Annotated in this window: 16 protein-coding genes; 12 read left to right on the top strand and 4 right to left on the bottom strand. The window is 66.4% G+C overall.

Annotated elements, in window-relative coordinates; genetic code table 11:
• Window position 1 precedes the first annotated feature (1 nt).
• Window positions 2–2191: a cation-translocating P-type ATPase gene (locus XH96_RS28680; RefSeq protein WP_194388904.1), complete on the top strand. Its 2190-nt coding sequence runs from the start codon at window positions 2–4 to the stop codon at window positions 2189–2191.
• Window positions 2191–2358: a cbb3-type cytochrome oxidase assembly protein CcoS gene (gene ccoS / locus XH96_RS28675; RefSeq protein ID WP_194388902.1), complete on the top strand. Its 168-nt coding sequence runs from the start codon at window positions 2191–2193 to the stop codon at window positions 2356–2358. Before XH96_RS28680 ends, ccoS begins: the two co-directional genes overlap by 1 nt.
• Here ccoS and XH96_RS28670 read toward each other — a convergent pair.
• Together XH96_RS28670 and XH96_RS28665 are read right to left on the bottom strand one after the other, a co-directional pair.
• The gene (locus XH96_RS28670; RefSeq protein ID WP_194388900.1) at window positions 2355–3557 is read right to left on the bottom strand and encodes an MFS transporter; all 1203 of its coding nucleotides are present in this window, start codon (window positions 3555–3557) and stop codon (window positions 2355–2357) included. The two genes, ccoS and XH96_RS28670, sit on opposite strands and share 4 nt — an antisense overlap.
• Window positions 3558–3733: 176 nt before the next feature.
• The gene (locus tag XH96_RS28665) at window positions 3734–4216 is read right to left on the bottom strand and encodes a cupin domain-containing protein (protein WP_194388898.1); all 483 of its coding nucleotides are present in this window, start codon (window positions 4214–4216) and stop codon (window positions 3734–3736) included.
• A 238-nt stretch (window positions 4217–4454) separates the two neighbouring features.
• On the opposite strand from XH96_RS28665, the gene XH96_RS28660 reads away from it, so the two are divergent.
• Entirely contained in the window at window positions 4455–4739 is a 285-nt protein-coding gene (locus XH96_RS28660; RefSeq protein WP_194388896.1) for a hypothetical protein, read from the top strand.
• 84 nt (window positions 4740–4823) lie between these two features.
• Window positions 4824–5540 (top strand): peroxiredoxin-like family protein, encoded by a 717-nt coding sequence (locus XH96_RS28655; protein WP_194388894.1) that lies wholly within the window; start codon window positions 4824–4826, stop codon window positions 5538–5540.
• A 185-nt stretch (window positions 5541–5725) separates the two neighbouring features.
• On the opposite strand, the gene XH96_RS28650 is transcribed toward XH96_RS28655, so the two are convergent.
• On the bottom strand, window positions 5726–6613 hold the full coding sequence (locus tag XH96_RS28650) for a LysR family transcriptional regulator (RefSeq protein WP_194388892.1): 888 nt from the start codon (window positions 6611–6613) through the stop codon (window positions 5726–5728).
• Window positions 6614–6813: 200 nt separating this feature from the next.
• On the opposite strand from XH96_RS28650, the gene XH96_RS28645 reads away from it, so the two are divergent.
• A complete protein-coding gene (locus XH96_RS28645; RefSeq protein WP_194388890.1) occupies window positions 6814–7950 on the top strand; it encodes a patatin-like phospholipase family protein in 1137 nt (378 codons plus the stop codon).
• A gap of 78 nt (window positions 7951–8028) precedes the next feature.
• The gene (locus XH96_RS28640; protein WP_194394295.1) at window positions 8029–8976 is read left to right on the top strand and encodes an oxygenase MpaB family protein; all 948 of its coding nucleotides are present in this window, start codon (window positions 8029–8031) and stop codon (window positions 8974–8976) included.
• Between the two features lie 165 nt (window positions 8977–9141).
• On the opposite strand, the gene glgA is transcribed toward XH96_RS28640, so the two are convergent.
• Entirely contained in the window at window positions 9142–10557 is a 1416-nt protein-coding gene (gene glgA, locus XH96_RS28635; RefSeq protein ID WP_194388888.1) for a glycogen synthase GlgA, read from the bottom strand.
• Window positions 10558–10750: 193 nt separating this feature from the next.
• On the opposite strand from glgA, the gene XH96_RS28630 reads away from it, so the two are divergent.
• The 6 genes from XH96_RS28630 to XH96_RS28605 all read left to right on the top strand — a co-directional run bounded on the left by XH96_RS28630 (window position 10751) and on the right by XH96_RS28605 (window position 17388).
• Window positions 10751–11947 carry a CaiB/BaiF CoA-transferase family protein gene (locus XH96_RS28630; protein ID WP_194388886.1) on the top strand — a complete coding sequence of 399 codons (1197 nt, stop codon included), beginning with the start codon at window positions 10751–10753 and terminating at the stop codon, window positions 11945–11947.
• A 131-nt stretch (window positions 11948–12078) separates the two neighbouring features.
• On the top strand, window positions 12079–13614 hold the full coding sequence (locus XH96_RS28625) for an ABC transporter substrate-binding protein (protein ID WP_194388884.1): 1536 nt from the start codon (window positions 12079–12081) through the stop codon (window positions 13612–13614).
• 7 nt (window positions 13615–13621) lie between these two features.
• Window positions 13622–14572, top strand: a complete 951-nt coding sequence (locus XH96_RS28620) for an ABC transporter permease (RefSeq protein ID WP_194388882.1) — start codon at window positions 13622–13624, stop codon at window positions 14570–14572.
• On the top strand, window positions 14559–15431 hold the full coding sequence (locus tag XH96_RS28615) for an ABC transporter permease (RefSeq protein WP_194388881.1): 873 nt from the start codon (window positions 14559–14561) through the stop codon (window positions 15429–15431). The genes XH96_RS28620 and XH96_RS28615 overlap by 14 nt, the downstream gene beginning before the upstream one ends.
• Window positions 15428–16420: an ABC transporter ATP-binding protein gene (locus XH96_RS28610; RefSeq protein ID WP_194388879.1), complete on the top strand. Its 993-nt coding sequence runs from the start codon at window positions 15428–15430 to the stop codon at window positions 16418–16420. Before XH96_RS28615 ends, XH96_RS28610 begins: the two co-directional genes overlap by 4 nt.
• Window positions 16417–17388 carry an ABC transporter ATP-binding protein gene (locus XH96_RS28605; RefSeq protein ID WP_194388877.1) on the top strand — a complete coding sequence of 324 codons (972 nt, stop codon included), beginning with the start codon at window positions 16417–16419 and terminating at the stop codon, window positions 17386–17388. Before XH96_RS28610 ends, XH96_RS28605 begins: the two co-directional genes overlap by 4 nt.
• Window positions 17389–17451: the final 63 nt, after the last annotated feature.

Raw genomic sequence — 17451 nt, 5'->3', positions numbered from 1 at the left:
CATGCACGTCACGCGGGATTTCTCGCATTTCGTTCGAAGCGCGGGTGAGGGCATCCAGCACATCGATCTCGCGGTCGAAGGCGTTCACTGCGCCGGCTGCATGGCCAAGATCGAACGCGGCCTGTCCGCCATCCCCGACGTCACGCTGGCGCGCGTGAACCTCACCGACCGCCGCGTCGCGCTGGAATGGAAAGCGGGCACGCTCGATCCCGGCCGGTTCATCGATCGACTCGAGGAGCTCGGCTACAAGGCCTATCCGTTCGAGACCGAAAGCGCGGAAGAGGCCGAGGTCGCCGAATCGCGTTTCCTGCTGCGGTGCCTCGGGGTTGCGGCATTCGCCACCATGAACGTGATGATGCTGTCGATCCCGGTGTGGTCGGGCAACGTCTCGGACATGCTGCCCGAGCAGCGCGACTTCTTCCACTGGCTGTCGGCGCTGATCGCGCTGCCGGCGGCGGCCTATGCCGGCCAGCCGTTCTTCCGCTCCGCCTGGCGCGCGCTGTCGGCGAAGACGACCAACATGGACGTGCCGATCTCGATCGGCGTGATCCTGGCGCTCGGCATGTCCGTGGTCGAGACCATCAATCACGCCGAGCACGCCTATTTCGACGCCGCGATCATGCTGCTGACCTTCCTCTTGGTCGGCCGCTTCCTCGACCAGAACATGCGGCGGCGGACCCGCGCGGTCGCCGGCAATCTCGCGGCGCTGAAAGCGGAGACGGCTGCGAAGTTCGTGGGCCCTGGCGAGATCTCGCAAGTGCCGGTGGCGGCCATCCACCCCGGCGACATCGTGCTGCTGCGGCCGGGCGAGCGCTGCGCGGTCGACGGCGCCGTGATCGAGGGACGTTCCGAGATCGACCAGAGCCTGATCACCGGCGAGACGCTCTATGTCACGGCGGAGGAGGGCACGCCGGTCTATGCGGGATCGATGAACATCTCGGGCACGCTGCGGGTGCGGGTCTCGGCCGCCTCGGAGGCGACGCTGCTCGCCGAGATCACGCGGCTGTTGGACAACGCGCTGCAGGCGCGCTCGCGCTACATGCGGCTCGCCGACCGCGCCTCGCGGCTGTACGCGCCGGTGGTGCATGCGACCGCGCTTCTGACCATCCTCGGCTGGGTCATCGCCGGCGCGAGCTGGCATGACGCGATCGTGACCGGCGTTGCCGTCCTCATCATTACCTGCCCCTGTGCGCTGGGCCTTGCCATTCCGACCGTGCAGACGATCGCCTCCGGCGCGATGTTCAAGTCCGGGGTGCTGCTGAATTCCGGCGACGCGATCGAGCGGCTGGCGGAAGCCGACCATGTCATCTTCGACAAGACCGGCACGCTGACGCTGCCCGATCTCGAAGTGATGAATGCGGCCGACATCCCCGCCGACATCTTCGAACTCGCCGGCCGGCTCGCGCTGTCGAGCCATCATCCGGTCGCCGCCGCCGTCGCCCAGGCTGCCGATGCGAAGTCTCCGATCGTCGGCGCGGTCGAGGAACCCGGGCAGGGCGTCCGCGCGACCGTGGACGGTGTCGAGCTTCGCCTCGGCCGTCCGTCCTACTGCGGTGCCGAGGCGCTGGTCGGCGGCGCCACGCTCGATCCCGAAGCCTCCGTCGTCGCCTTCAGCAAGGGCAGCGAGAAATTCGTCCTCTCGGTCCGCCAGGGCCTGCGTCCGGATGCGCAGGCCGTGGTCGCGGCGCTGAAGGCGCGCAACATCGGCATCGAGATCCTGTCCGGCGACCGCGAGCCGGCAGTGAAGGCGGCGGCGCATGCGCTCGCCATTCCCGAGTGGCGCGCCGGCGTCACGCCGGCCGACAAGATCGCGCGGATCGAGGAGCTGAAGCAGCGCGGCGCCAAGGTGCTGATGGTCGGCGACGGCATGAACGATGCGCCGTCATTGGCGGCTGCCCATGTGTCGATGTCGCCGATCTCGGCCGCGCATCTCAGCCAGGCCACCGCCGATCTCGTCTTCCTCGGCCGGCCGCTCGCCCCCGTGGTTGCCGCGATCGATGCTTCGCGCAAGGCGCTGCACCTGATGCGGCAGAACCTCTGGCTTGCGATCGGCTACAACGTGCTTGCCGTTCCGGTCGCGATCAGCGGCATCGTGACGCCCCTGATCGCGGCAGCGGCCATGAGCGGATCCTCGATCCTGGTCATGCTGAATTCGCTGCGTGCCCGCAGCACCTCGCGGGAGATCGTGTGATGGAGATCCTGGTCATCCTGGTGCCGCTGGCTTTGATGCTCGGAGGTGCCGGTCTCGTCGCCTTCCTCTGGTCGCTGCGCAGCGGCCAGTACGACGATCTCGACGGTGCCGCTTGGCGCGCCATCGCCGACGACGAGCCGCCGCAGGAGGCCCCGGCCGAGCGTTAGCGCTTCAGGTCGAAGGTGAGCAAGGCCGCGAGGGCGAGCGCCACGCCGATACCGACGACGCAGGCCGGCCAGCCGAAAGCATCGAACAGCCGACCGAGCACGGCCGTGCCGACGAGCCCGCCGCAGAAATAACACGCAAGATAAGTCCCGCTGGCGATGCCGCGGTTGTCGGTTGCGGCCTGTCCGACGAAGCCCGTCGCGGCCGCCTGCGCGAAGAATGTGCCGACGCCGACCAGAACCATGCCGGCGAGCACCGCGCCCAGATGCGGCGCCAGCATCAAGGGCAGGCCCAGCCCGGCGACAGCGAGCGCGCTCCAGATGGTGGGCCGCGTTCCCAGCCGCGCGGCCGCCTTGCCGGCCAGCAGCGTCGTGACGACGGACGGCAGGAAGACCAAATAGACGAGGCCCAAATCCATCATGCCGAGCGACAGCGGCGGCCGGACCAGAACGAAATTGACGAAGGTGAAGGTGCCAATGAAGGCGAACAGGATGCAGAAGCCGATGCCGAAAGCGGCGCGCAGCCGCCGATCGCGCCAATGCGCGATGGTGGCAGAGAAGGGCGAAGCCGCCGGCATCATCGCATGCATCGGCCGCACGCGCTGGATGGTGAAATAGACCAGCAACGCGCCGGCAAGATTGAGCCCTGCGAAGAAATAGAAGTTCCAGGCAAGGCCGAGGCCATCGGCAACCGCCGCCGAGACCACCCGGCCGACGAGATTGCTGGCGACATTGCCCGTGATGTAGGCGGCAAACGCGCTGCCGGCATCCGTGGCGCTGCATTGCTCGCCGAGGTGGGCGAGGGTGAGTGCGAAAGCGGACGCCATGCACAGGCCCTGCGCGACCCGCAAGGCGGTGAAGACGCCAAGATCCGGCGCGGACGCCAGCAGGCCGGTGGGAATCGCAAGAAGCGTCAGGCTGAGCAGGATGCCGGTCCGCCGGTCGATATGCGGGCTGAAGAAGCCGACGACGAGGCCGGCGACCGCCATGCCGAAGGTGCTGGCATTGACGGCAAAGCCCATCGCTGCGGGCGTGACGCCGTAGTGCCGCGTCAACGAGGGCAGGATCGCCTGCGTCGCGAAGAGATCTACGACGGTCAGGAATGCGGTGAGGCCGATCACGAGCGAGCGAAGCGCGAGACCGGGGGAATGCGCTTCCATCGTCATCGTGGTCGGCTTGATCGGCGTGGAAAGATCGGTCATGTCGTTGCGCTCCCTCATGCCTCGAGCGCGCGCCTCGTCCTTCGAGACGACCGCTTCGCGGTCTCCTCAGGATGAGGCTAAGCGACACCGTGGCCGCCGAGGCTGCTGCCGCGCACTCCGTCCTCATCCTGAGGAGCCCGCCCAAAGCCGGCGTCTCGAAGGATGGCCGCAGCGAATTACATGTGATGATCGTTCGGATCCTTGCGGACGTCGCCGACGTAGAGGATGACAGTCTCCTTGCCGAGATTCTTCCACCAATGCGAGGTGCCGTAGACTTCGGGGCGGATGTCGCCGGCCTTGTGCACGATCGGATCGACGCAGTTGGAAGCGTATTCGACGATCTCGCCCTGCTGCACGAAGATCAGGGCGGGGCGATCGTCATGGCTGTGCCAGGGCACGATGCCGCCGGGCGCGATGGTCAGTTTGCGGAAGCGCAGCTCGCGGCCCTCGATATGCGCCGGCTGCTTGCCGAGGTCGATCGCCCCGAGCGTGACGTCGGTCACGCCGACGGGCTTGTGGTCGACCATCTGCTGTGCGTTCGGCTTGATCTTGCCCGCCGGACATTCGCCGGCGAATACCGGCTGCGCCGAGAGGGTCAGCGCGCCGACGATCGCAAGGCCTTGCCAGGTCAGGCGCGACAGAGCGTGGCTCGTGAACATGGGGAGGTCTCCTGTGTTGGCCGCAACCTCTTTGGTCGCCGGCAGTGGCAGGAGTTTCTTCGAGCCGCGGTTCGTCCTGAAATGCCCTTTCGCTCTCGGTGCAATAGCCCGGCGCTATGCCGATAGGCGGCGGCTATCGAACCGATTGTGGATCGGCATTTCCGCTCGCGCGACTTCCACCGTTCGATGGCAAGGCGCCCGATTGGCGGGCGTTCACGTCAATCCGGAGGAGCATCCCATGACAAGACTGTCCAAGACCCTGATCGCCACCGCCGCGTTTGCGGTCATCGCCACATCGGCGCTCTCGGAGGCCGCCTGGGATTTCAAGGCCGGCATGGCCTATGTCTATGGCGGGCCCGGCAAGATGTCGGCGATGGCGATGGCGCCGGCCGAGAAGAACCACGAGGCCATGATGAAGCACGCGAAGAAGGTACCCGAGAACACGGTCTTCTTCATGGACAACGGCACGCTGTACTCTGCCTCGGGGCGGCTCGATCCCACCGGCAACTTCTACGTGAACTGAACCGATCCTGGCACCGCGGCCGCCCCTTGCGGGCGGCCGGACCGGGAAACTACTATTCGCCCCAGGGAATGCCGGAGCAGAAAGATGACGTCTCTCTCGCCAGTCGACGCCGAACAGCTCAGGCTCGCCTTCCAGCGCTGCCGCGACATGGACGGTACGCTGAACGAACAGCTCCGCGCCTATGCCGATGCCAGCCGCGAAGTCTTCCCGGCCTATGGCGAGGCGGTCGATCGGCTGGTGGCGCGATTGGACGGAAACGGCGGTGGCGGGGCCGCGCCGCGCCCGGGCGATGCAATGCCGCCGTTCATGCTGCCCGACGAGGGCGGGCGTCTCGTCGCGCTGCCCGCGCTGCTGGCGCGCGGTCCGCTCGCCGTGATGTTCTTCCGCGGCCATTGGTGCCCCTATTGCCGGCTCAATGTCCGCGCCGTGGTCCAGGCGCTGGACCGCATCAAGGCGATGGGAGCGCAGGTCGTCGCGATCATGCCGGAGACGCAGGAATATACCGGACAGCTCAAGGCCGAATCCGGCGCGCCGTTTCCGATCCTGACCGATCTCGACAACGGCTATGCGTTGTCGCTCAATCTCGCGATCTGGCTCGGCACCGAGATTCAGCAGCTGCTGTCCTATCAGGACATGGCGAAATTCCACGGCAATGACGGCTGGATGCTGCCGATCCCGGCCGTGTTCGTCGTCGGCCGCGACGGCATCGTGAAGGCTCGTTTCGTCGATCCGGATTTCCGCAAGCGCATGGAGATCGACGATCTGATCGAAGCGCTGGAGAGCGCGAGCCGGGAGAACTGAGCTTCGCACTTTTCTTCCCCCTCTCCCCTTGTGGGAGAGGGTGGCTCGCCGCGAAGCGGCGAGGCGGGTGAGGGGTCTCCATCCTCACGTGCGGTAGTGCAATCGGAGAGAACCCCTCAACCGGCGCTCCGCGCCACCTTCTCCCACAAGGGGAGAAGGAAGAGCGCCGGCGATCATTCGCAATATTACCCCGCGATCTCCCGCCAATCGGCTCCGCGCAGCATGCGCATCACGGCATTGCCTACGGCCGTGCGCTGCCGGCCGGCGACCCCATAGAGGTTGACGGTACGGCGGGCGTCGAGTCCTGCGACTGCGGCGCGCGTCAGCCGCTCAGGCACGGGCGAGGAGTGCGGCACCATGGCGATGCCGATGTCGGCTTCGACCAGCTCGATCAGATCGCGCTCGTTCGAGACCTCATGGCCATGTTCGATGTCGATGCCGTGTTCGCGCAGGCTCGCGGAAATGCGGCGCGCGTGCTCGCAGAAAGTGCGGCTCAGCAGCTGCTCGGATCGCAAATCGTCCAGATCGACGCTGGCGCGGCCGGCCAGGCGGTGTCCGTCGCCGATCACGAGCTCGAAATTTTCGGTGAACAGCGGCCAGACGTCGAGCCGGTCCCAGACTTCGTCGATCTCCGTAGCGATGCCGAGCTCGGCTTCGCCCTTCTTCAGGAAATCGCCGACCTCCCGGTTCGAGCCGCGCAGGAAGCGGAATTCGAGCCGGTTGAACTGCCGCTTGATCTCGTTGAGATGCGGAATGAGCAAGGCGAGGTCGATCGAATGCGTCAGCGCAATGCGGAGTGCACCGATCTCGCCGCTTCTGAACGAGGAGGCCAGCGAGCGTGCGCCGGCGGCGGCGTCATAGCACTGCTTCAGAAGTGGATGCATGCGCTGGCCGAGCTCGGTCAATTGCGCCGCCGGCCGTTCGCGGCGGAACAGGTCGCCGCCGAGCTCGGCCTCGAGCTGCTTGATCGCGCGCGTCAGCGACGGCTGCGTGACGTTGCACTCCTCGGCCGCGCGCGTAAAATTCAAGAGCTGCGCCACCGCGAGGAAATAGCGGACCTGGTGCATTTCCATGGATCGGCTCCCAGCAGGATCGGCTTCAAATCTAGCCGATTGGGGCGCGAAATGACATGCTCGGCACGATAGCGCGGACGTATGGACTCGGAAGCCAACCGGCATTCCAAAAGGCCCCGCGATCTCCTAAAATGATCGCGCGTAACAACACCGCCGCGTCCGACGAAATTCGACCGGTGCAGGCTCACCAGGAGCGTAGCATGAACGGCATCAAGGGCACAGCTGCGGATATCCCGGGTCAGGTCGTGCTGGTGCTCCAGGGCGGCGGCGCACTCGGCTCGTACCAGGCGGGCGTCTACCAGGCGCTGCACGAGGCCGGCATCGAGCCGGACTGGGTCATCGGCACCTCGATCGGCGCCATCAATGCGAGCCTGATCGCAGGCAACGCGCCGGCGCAACGGCTCGCGCGCTTGAGGGAGTTCTGGAAACGGATGGAGCAGCAGCCGGTATGGGACTGGCGTGCCGCATTTCCCGGCTTCAACGAAAAGCTGGCCTATTGGTCGACCGTCACCCACGGCATTCCAGGCTTCTTCCGCCCTAATCCGCTGGCGCATGCCGGAGATTCCTATCCGCTGGGGGCTGATCACGCCGGCTATTATTCGACCGCCCCGCTGGAGAAGACTCTCAGCGAGCTCGTCGATTTCGACCTGGCCAATCGCTGCGCGCCGCGCCTGACGGTCGGTGCGGCCCATGTCGGCACCAGCGAAATGCGCTATTTCGACAGCCGCGACGGCGAGCTGACGGTGAAGCATGTGATGGCTTCGGGCGCGCTGCCGCCGGCTTTCCCGGCCGTGCGCATCGACGGCGAACTCTATTGGGACGGCGGCATCCTGTCGAACACGCCGACGGAAGCGGTGTTCGACGACAATCCACGCAAGGATTCGCTGATCTTCTCCGTGCATCTGTGGAATCCCGTCGGGCCCGAGCCGACCACGATGGCGGAGGTGCTGAACCGGCACAAGGACGTGCAATATTCCAGCCGCATCGCGAGCCAGATCGTGCGACAGCAGCAGGCCCATCGCCTGCGCCATGTGATCAACCAGCTTGCGGCACGGCTACCCGAGAGCGAGCGCAACGAGTCCGCCGTGCGTGAGCTGACGAGCTACGGCTGTCCGACTCGCATGCATGTGGTGCGGCTGCTGACGCCGCAGCTCGAGCGCGAGACGCATACCAAGGACATCGATTTCAGCCCGTCCGGGATCACGCGGCGGTGGCATGCCGGCTATGCCCACACGAAGGCGGTGCTGGCGCGCAAGCCGTGGATCGGCGAGTTCGATCCGCTCGCCGGCGTGGTGCTGCACGAGCATATGGACGAAATGCCGATGGCGGCGGAGTAGGGGCGGCGTCCCTCTTCATCGAATTGCCACGGGCCTTGCGGATCGTCGGTATTGGCCCGCAGTCGAAAGTTCTCGCAAGTGGTGTCCGGGAGCGATCTGGAACTGTCCCTCGATCAGGTCCGTGCTCGCGCGGCGGGCCCAATTGCCGGCGTGTTCGGCCCTGACACCGTCACCTGGCGGATCGACCGCGAGGCCGTGATCTTTCTCGGCGCGGGCCGCGCGCTGTTGCTGCAACTGGCGCACCCCTGGGTCGCCGCGGCGATCGCCGAGCATTCCAGAACCTTCGCCGATCCGATCGGCCGCTTCCATCGTACCTTTGGCATCGTGTTCGCCATGGTGTTCGGCTCGCTCGACCGGGCGCTACTGGCGTCGCGGCAGCTGCACCGGCGCCACGACATGATCGTCGGCGAGATGCCCGAGACCGTCGGCCCGTTCGCGGCAGGCTCGCGTTACTGCGCCAATGACATTCCGTCGCTACGCTGGGTCCACGCCACGCTGGTCGAGACCGCATTGATGGCGCATGACCTCGTTCTGGCACCGTTCACTCTGGAAGAGCGCGAGCGCTACTGGGCCGAGAGCCGGATGTTCGGTGCCTTGTTCGGGCTGACAGGGAATGACCTGCCCGCGGACTGGGCCGGCTTCGCCGACTACACCGCGGCGATGGCGCAGTCGGAGACGCTGACGGTCAGCACGGCGGCACGCGAGATCGCCACGCAGATCTTCGCGGGGGCGCGACCCTGGTTGCGGCCACCGCGATGGTACCGCGCGCTCACGGTGAGGATGCTGCCCGAGCGCTTGCGCGCCGGATTCGGGTTTGAGCTTGACGAACGGGATATCAGGGCCGCCGACAACGCACTGAGATGGATCGGGCGCGTCTATCCGAGATTGCCCGACAGGCTGCGCTATGTCGGTCCCTACCAGGAGGGGCAGGCGCGGCTGCGGGGCGAAACGCAGCCCGACTGGATGACCCGCTGTCTCAACCGCGCCTGGATCGGCCGGCCGCAGATGGACGTACGCGGGAAGTAGGGACTTGGAAGTCGGTTATCCGTGCAGTTCACGGCCCGCCGTCATTCCTCGGTCATTCCGGGGCGCGCGGAGCGCGAGCCCGGAAGCCATTTCTCAGAGCATTCCGGCCGCACGATGGATTCCGGGCTCGCGCCAAGCGGCGCGCCCCGGAATGACGGCGGCGCCTCACACCGACGCCAGCTTGCGGTACAGTGCGCTGTAGCTGCCGGCCGAGATGCTCCAGGAGAACGATCGTCCCATGGCGCTGCGGCGCATGGTGTCGAGCTGGTCGTGCGCCATGAAGGCCGAGAAGGCCCGGCGGACGCCGCCGAGGAAGGACTCCCGCGAAGGCCGCGAGAACAGGAATCCGGTCTCGCCATCGGTGATGGTCTCGGCGAGGCCGCCGGTCTGGTGCCCGATCGGCAGGGAGCCGAAGCGCTGGGCATACATCTGGCTGAGGCCGCATGGCTCGAAGCGCGACGGCATCAACGTGAAGTCGCTGCCGGCGAAGATGCGGCGAGCCTGGGCGTCATTGAAGCCGATCGCGACTCCGATGGCGTCGGGGCGGCGGCGATGCGCGTCGATCAGGGCCTGCTCGAGCGCCGGCTCTCCGGAGCCGGTGACCACGATCTGCCCGCCGGCGTCGACGATCTCGTCGGCCGCCGACAGCACGAGGTCGATGCCCTTCTGGTGCACGAGCCGCGCGACGATGCCGAACATCGGGCCGCGCGACACCGCAAGCCCGAACTGCTTGCGCACGTAATCCGCATTGGCTCTTTTGCCGGCCCAGTCGCCGGCGCCGAACTGCTGGGCGAGCTGGGCGCAGGAGCGCGGGTCCCAGCTCTCGTCGATGCCGTTGAGGATGCCGGTGAGCTCGGCCGCATCCGAGCGCAGGCGAAGCAGGCCTTCGAGGCCGCAGCCGAATTCGGCCGTGGTGATCTCGCGCGCATAGGTGCCGCTGACGGTGGTGAGGTGCGAGGCGTAGACCAGCCCGGCCTTGAGGAAGGAGACCTGATCGTAGAACTCGACTCCGTCGATGTGGAAGGAGCTCTCCGGTGCGCCGATCCGCCGCAGCGAGTCCTTCGGGAAGAGGCCCTGATAGGCGAGGTTGTGAATGGTCAGGATCGACGGCAGCTTGGCGCCGCGCCAGGCAAGGTACGCCGGCACGAGCGAGGCCGGCCAGTCATTGGCATGGATCAGGTCCGCTGCCCAATTCTTGTCCAGCTTGCCCATGGCGAGCTCAGCCGCCGCCGAGGCAAAGCGCGCGAAGCGGATGTCGTTGTCGGGCCAGTCGCGTCCGGCCTCGTCACCATAGGGATTGCCGGGCCGGTCGTAGAGCTGTGAGCACAACAGCACGTAGACCGGCAGGCCGTCCTTGGTCGCGGCCCGGCCGAGCGAGCAGGCCGGCATCTCCGCGAATGCAGGGCAGCGGCCAACGATCTGGATATGCGTGAGTTGCTCGATGATGTCGCGATAGCCGGGCAGCATGATCCGGATATCTGCGAAGGAGCGAAGCGCGCGGGGAAGAGCGGCGGAAACCGCGCCCAGTCCGCCAACGCGGATGAAGTCATCCATCTCAGTGGTGACGAACAAGACCCTCAAGAACAGCTGCCCTCTTCCGATCCCGCTTGCTGCTATGCAAGAACGGGTCCAGTTGTCCTGGAATTCCCAAGCCCGCCCACGCGACGCGTCCGTGCGGTAACCACTTTCCTACTCGGCCGCCGCCCTCTAGGGTCGCCGCATCAACAACACAGCACTTCGTTGGTTCCTAGGAGACCCCAAGGCGTGAGCAGGCATGCAGTTATCAGATAAGCATGAGGGGACGTTGACAAAGGTCATGGCAGGTTTGCGGGTCCTGGATTTTTCGACCACCATCGCCGGCCCCCATTGCACGCGGATGCTCGCCGACATGGGCGCCGAGGTCATCAAGATCGAGACCGACGGCGGAGAGACGATGCGGACCCGGCCACCGCTGCGCAAGGGGTGCAGCACCGTGTTCGGCCAGCTCAATGTCGGCAAGAAGAGCGTGGTGCTCGACCTCAAGTCCGAGGATGGCAGGGAGGCGGTCCACCGGCTGGTCGGGACGGCCGACATTCTGGTGGAGAATTTCCGCCCGGGCGTGATGCACCGGCTGCGGCTCGACTACGACAGGCTGTATCAGGTCAATCCGAGGCTGATCTACTGCTCGATCTCCGGCTACGGCCAGACAGGCCCCTCGGCCGAGCTGCCGGCCTACGCGCCCGTGATCCATGCGGCCTCCGGCTACGACATGGCGCATCTGGCCTACCAGCCGGGCCGCAATCGTCCCGATTATTGCGGCATCTACCATGCCGACGTCGTCACCGGCACCTACGGCTTCGGCGCGATCGCCTCGGCGCTCTATCAGCGCACGGTCACCGGGCTTGGCCAGCACATCGACGTCTCCATGCTGGAATCGATGCTGACCTTGACCGTGATCGAACTGCAGAGTTCTCAATTCGCGGTGAAGCCGCCGCCGCGCCCGATGTTCGGTCCGACCGAGACGGCAAACGGCTATGTCATGATCACCGTCGCCAGCGAGAAGACGTTTCAGGGATTGATGGGTGTGATCGGACGCCCCGAATGGATCTCCGATCCACGCTTCGCCACCTACGCCGCGCGTCGCGAGAACTGGGCGGACTTGATGGATGGCGTCGAAGTCTGGTCGCGTCAGCTCACGACAGATGCATGCCTCCTCGCGCTCGGTGCGGCCGGCGTGCCGGCCTCAGCCTATCGCACCGTGTCCGAAGCGCTGGCCGATCCGCAGCTCGCGCATCGGCAGGCGCTCTCCGAAGTGCAGGACGAGGGTGGCTCCTTCCGGGTGCTCAATCTTCCGTTCCGGATGTCCAGCGCCGATACCACACCGGGCAAGACGGTCGCCGCGCTTGGCGAGCACACGGACGCGCTGCGCGACGAGATCGGTCTCGCAGGCGATGGGCAAATTCCGCCAGGCAAAACAGCCGAGACATATTGAGCAACATCGCCGCCGCGTGCGGCGTTTGAACTCCCGTGCGTTCCCCTTGCGGTGGCGAGCATTTGTCGCCAATCTCGCCCTCAAGTCATTCGACGATCCGAAACATCGGACGCGGGATCCCGGGAGGAACCATGACGAACATTGCCGCCGCGACGCGTAAGCACGTGCCGATTCTCCTCGTTGCGGCGTTTGCACTGGCTGTGCCCGCCCAGGCTCAGAAGCCGGGCGGCAGCATCACGGTCGGCCAGGAGCTGGATATCCCGGGCTTCGATCCCCTCAAGGTCGGTGTCTACGACACCTCCACCTTCACCGCGGCCGCCGCGATCTTCGACACGCTGACCACGCTCGACGACAAGGGCGAAGCCGCGCCGAAGCTCGCGGTGTCCTGGACTCATTCCGACGATTACATGACCTGGACCTTCAAGCTGCGCGAGGGCGTGAAATTCCACGACGGCACGCCGTTCAATGCGCAGGCCTTCAAGGAGAATTTCGATCGGCAGAAGGATCCCGCCAACAAGTGCCGCTGCGCCTTCTACATCACCAACGTCAAGGAGGTGCTGGCGCCGGACGACTACACCCTCGTCTACAAGCTCACCGACCCCTCGGTGAACCTGCCGGCGGTGATCACGATCCAGAGCCAGAATAACGCGATCCACTCGCCGACGGCCTGGAAGACCAAGGGCGACGACTACAACCGCAATCCCGTCGGCACCGGCCCCTACATCCTGAAATCCTGGACCGCCGGCGACCGCATGGTGCTGGAGAAGAACCCAAACTACTGGGACAAGGGGCGGCCGTATCTCGACCGCATCGTCCTGAAGCCGTTGCCTGACGCGCAGTCGCGCTTCGCCTCGCTGCAATCGGGCGAGGCCGACATCATCTGGGACGACGAGAACGACGCCGACAACATCATGAAGGCGCAGAAGGATCCCAAGCTCACCGTGCACACCTACAAGGGTTCGGGCGCGCAGGTCTACGCCTTCAACACCAAGGTGGCGCCGTTCGACGACGTGCGGGTGCGGCAGGCGCTGGTGATGGCGATCGACCGCCCGAAGATGTCGCAGGCAATCAGCAACGGCCTGAGCCGGCCCGCGAGCAATCCTTACGGCGACGGCTCCTGGGTCAAGTGCAAGGACGACGGCGCACTGCCGTTCGACGCCGAGAAGGCCAAGGCGCTGATCAAGGATTACGGCAAGCCGGTCGATTTCAAGATGCTGGTGACGGCGACGCCCCGCGGCCGCATGGTCGGCCAGGTGCTCCAGCAGTTCTGGAAGCGCGTCGGCGCCAACATGGAGATCGAGCAGGTCGACCAGGCCACCATTCCGACGCGCGCCTTCACCCGCCAGTTCCAGCTGACGCCGTGGCGCATCGTCGATCTCGCCGATCCCGATCCGCAGATGTACGCGAATTTCCGCAGCGGCAGCCCACTGGCGCTGGCCGGATACGCGAATCCCGAGCTCGACAAGTTGCTCGATCATGCGCGCGTCACGGCCGATATGGGGCAGCGCACCGAGGACTATTGCGCCATCAGCCGCCTGATCAACAAGGACGCGATCTGGTTCTGGACCTTCCAGAATACCTATTACGCGCTGTCCAGCGCCAAGCTGAAGGGCTTCCCGAAGATGTACAACGGCGTGATGGACGTCTCGAGGACCTGGCTGGAATGATGGCGCGATGCTGAACTTCATCGTTCGGCGGCTGCTCGCTTTGCTGCCGGTGCTGCTCGCCGTCTCGCTGCTGACGTTCCTGATCGCCGCGCTGCTGCCGGGCGATCTGGCACTCGTCATCCTCGGCGATCAGGCAACGCCGGAGAATGTCGCGGCGCTGCGCCGCGACATGGGGCTGGACCAGCCGCTGTGGTGGCGTTACCTGAGCTGGCTCGGCCACGTGTTGCAGGGCGATCTCGGCCGTTCGTTCCGCACCGGGCAGACGGTGTTGCAGGCGGTCGCCGAGCGCATCCCGGTCTCGCTGCAACTGATGCTGATGGCCGAATTCATCGGGCTCCTGATCGGCGTTCCCGTTGCGATCGCGTGCGCTGCGCGCGCCGGCGGCGCCTTCGACCGCTTCATGACCGGCAGCGCCTTCGCCATGCTGTCGATGCCCTCGTTTCTCACCGCGATCCTGCTGATCTATCTGTTCGCGGTCGAGCTGCACTGGCTGCCCGCGACCGGCTATGTGCCGTTCACCGAGGAGCCGCTTGCAAATCTGCGCTTCTTCGTGCTGCCGGCCCTGACGCTGGCGCTCGCGGAATGGCCGGGCATCATGCGGGTGCTGCGCTCCGACATGATCGCGACCCTGCAGGAGGACTATATCGCGCTCGCCAAAGCAAAAGGCCTCAAGCCATCCCGCATCCTGTTCGTGCATGCGCTCAAGCCTTCGTCGCTGACCCTGGTGACGGTGACAGGCATCAATATCGGCCGCCTGCTCGGCGGCACGCTGATCGTGGAATCGATCTTCGCGCTGCCCGGCATCGGCCGGCTGCTCGTCGGGGCGATCTACACCCGCGACCTCGTCATTCTCCAGGGCGTCGTGCTGCTGGTCGCCTGCGGCTTCGTCATCGTCAATTTCATCGTCGACATGCTCTACGCCGTGCTCGACCCGAGGATCCGCCATGGCCACGCTTGAGCTGTCCATTCAGGACGAGGCAGCGTCCGCGCCGGTTCGCGGCAGGCGCAAGCTCGGCCTCCTGTTCTGGCTCGCGAGCGGCTGGCTCGCGATCATTCTCGCACTCGCAATCCTCGCGCCGGTGCTGCCGCTGCAGAACCCGACCGACATGGACATGCTGGAGCGCCGCGCCGCGTTCTCGACCGAGCACTGGCTCGGCACCGACGGGCTCGGCCGCGACGAGCTTGCTCGCCTGATCTTTGGTGCGCGGGTGTCGCTGACCGTCGGGCTGATCGCGCCGATGATCGGCCTCGTCGTCGGCGGCGCGCTCGGGCTGCTTGCCGGCTATTTCCGCGGCAGGTTCGAGACGCTGGTGGTCGGCAGCATGGACGTGCTGCTCGCCTTTCCGCCGCTGATCTTCGCGCTCGCCGTGACGGCCTATCTCGGCCAGTCCATTCCCAATCTCACGTTGATCCTCGGCGTGCTCGGCATTCCCGCCTTCATGCGCGTGGCGCGCGCTGCGACGCTGACCCTGGCGCGGCGCGAGTTCGTGATCGCCGCCGAGGCGCTCGGCGCCAGCCACGCGCGTATCCTCCTGCGCGAGCTGCTGCCCAACGTGATCCTGCCACTGCTCGCCTTCTTCCTGCTCGGCGTCGCCGTCACCATCGTGGTCGAGGGCGCGCTGTCCTTCCTCGGTCTCGGCGTGCCGCCGCCGATGGCGAGCTGGGGCAGCATGATCGGCGAGGGACGCGAAAGCCTCGACGTCGCGCCGCGGCTGGCGTTCCTGCCGGCGGCCGGACTTTTCGTGACCGTGCTGGCCTTCAATCTGGTCGGCGACACCTTGCGGGCGCTGACCGACCCGCGGCAGGGGGCGCTGTGAGCGCGCCGCTGCTGACGATCGAGGACGTCGCGGTCGAGCTGCCGACCCCGCGTGGCAATCTGCGCGCCGTGGATCATGTCGATCTGTCGCTGGAGGCGGGCCGCACCCTCGGCATCGTCGGCGAATCCGGTTGCGGCAAGACCATGCTGTCGCGCGCGGTCCTTCAGCTGCTGCCGAAGAAGGCAAAGCTCACGGGCCGCGTGATGTTCGACGGCCAGGATCTGGTGCGGCTCGCGCCTGACAGCCTGCGTCGCCTGCGCGGGCGCGATCTCGCGGTCGTCTTCCAGGATCCCATGACCTCGCTCAATCCGGTGCTGACCATCGGCACGCAATTGATGGAGACGATCCAGGAGCACCTGGAGCTGGATGCCCCGGCGGCGCGCAAGCGCAGCATCGAGCTGCTCGCGGCCGTCGGCATTCCCGCGCCGGAGCAGCGCCTCGCGCAATATCCGCATCAATGCTCGGGCGGCATGCGCCAGCGCATCGCGATCGCGATCGCGCTGTCCTGCGAGCCGAAACTGCTGATCGCGGACGAGCCCACCACCGCCCTCGACGTCACCATCCAGGCGCAGATTCTCGATCTGCTCGCGCGCGAGCAGGGCCGCCGGCATATGGCCATGATCATCATCACCCACGATCTAGGCGTCGTCGCCGGCCGTGCCGACGAGGTCGCGGTGATGTATGCGGGCAGGGTGGTGGAGCGTGCGCCGACCTCGGCGTTGTTCAAGCGCATGCACATGCCCTACACCGAGGCGTTGCTGGCGGCGATCCCGAAGCTGGATGCCGTCCCGCATACGCCGCTGCCGGCGATCTCCGGCCGTCCGCCCGATCCGACACGGCCGCTGAAGGGCTGCTCCTTCGCGCCGCGCTGCAATTACGCCAGCGGTCGCTGTCATGAAGCCAAACCGGTCCTGACCAGCGCCGAGATGCCGGGACATCTCTATGCCTGCTTCCACCCGATCCGGATGGCGGAGGGGATCGAGGCATGATGCAGCTTGCTGTGCGCCCCGCGCCGCTTCTGAGCGTCGACGATCTCGTGGTCGAATATGGTCTCGGCAACAAGACGGTTCATGCCGTCTCCGGCGTCAGCCTTCAGGTCGCGCGCGGTGAGACGCTGGGGCTGGTCGGCGAATCCGGCTGCGGCAAGTCGACGCTCGGGCGCGCGCTGCTGCAGCTACGCCGCGCCAAATCCGGTCGCGTGATGTTCGACGGCCAGGATCTCACGGCCATGGAAGGCGAGGCGCTGCGCAGGATGCGCCGCCGGGTGCAGCTGATCTTCCAGGATCCGATCGCCTCGCTCAATCCGCGCCGTCGCATCGGCGACATCGTTGCCGAGCCGCTGATCATTGCCGGCGTCAAGGATGCCGCCGAGCGCAAGCGGCGGGTTCACGAGGTGCTCTCCGCGGTCGGGCTCGATCCCGATCTCGTGGCGGGCCGTCTGCCGCACGAGTTCTCCGGCGGTCAATGCCAGCGCATCTGCATCGCGCGAGCGCTGGTGCTCCACCCCGAGTTCATCGTCTGCGACGAGCCGGTCTCGGCGCTCGACGTCTCCATCCGCGCGCAGATCCTCAATTTGCTGGAGGAGATGAAGGCGCGCTTCGGGCTGACGCTGTTGTTCATCGCGCATGACCTCGCGGTGGTCAAAGCGGTCAGCGACCGCGTCGCGGTGATGTATCTCGGCCGGCTCTGCGAGGTTGCGCCGTCCGAGCAGTTGTTCGCGAGGCCCGCCCATCCGTATACAGCGCTGTTGTTGCAGGCGATCCCGGTGCCCGATCCGGACGTTCGGCCCGCCGAGAGCGTGGCGACAGGCGAGCCGCCATCGCCGATTGCGCCGCCGTCCGGCTGCCGCTTCCGCACCCGCTGCCCGCGCGCCGATCAGCGATGCAGCGCGGAGATACCCGCGTTGCGCCAGATCGGACCCGGCCAGTTCGTGGCTTGCCATCATCCGCTGGCCTGAACTAAGACCGCTCCCGGGTTTGTCTCGTCTCGCCGGTCATGGCATGCTGCGCAGGAACGAGAA

It is taken from the genome of Bradyrhizobium sp. CCBAU 51765 (assembly GCF_015291725.1).
In the GTDB taxonomy this organism is placed as follows: Bacteria; Pseudomonadota; Alphaproteobacteria; order Rhizobiales; family Xanthobacteraceae; genus Bradyrhizobium; species Bradyrhizobium liaoningense.
Note: the sequence above shows the minus strand (reverse complement) of the source record. Positions and strands in the feature narration are given on the sequence as shown.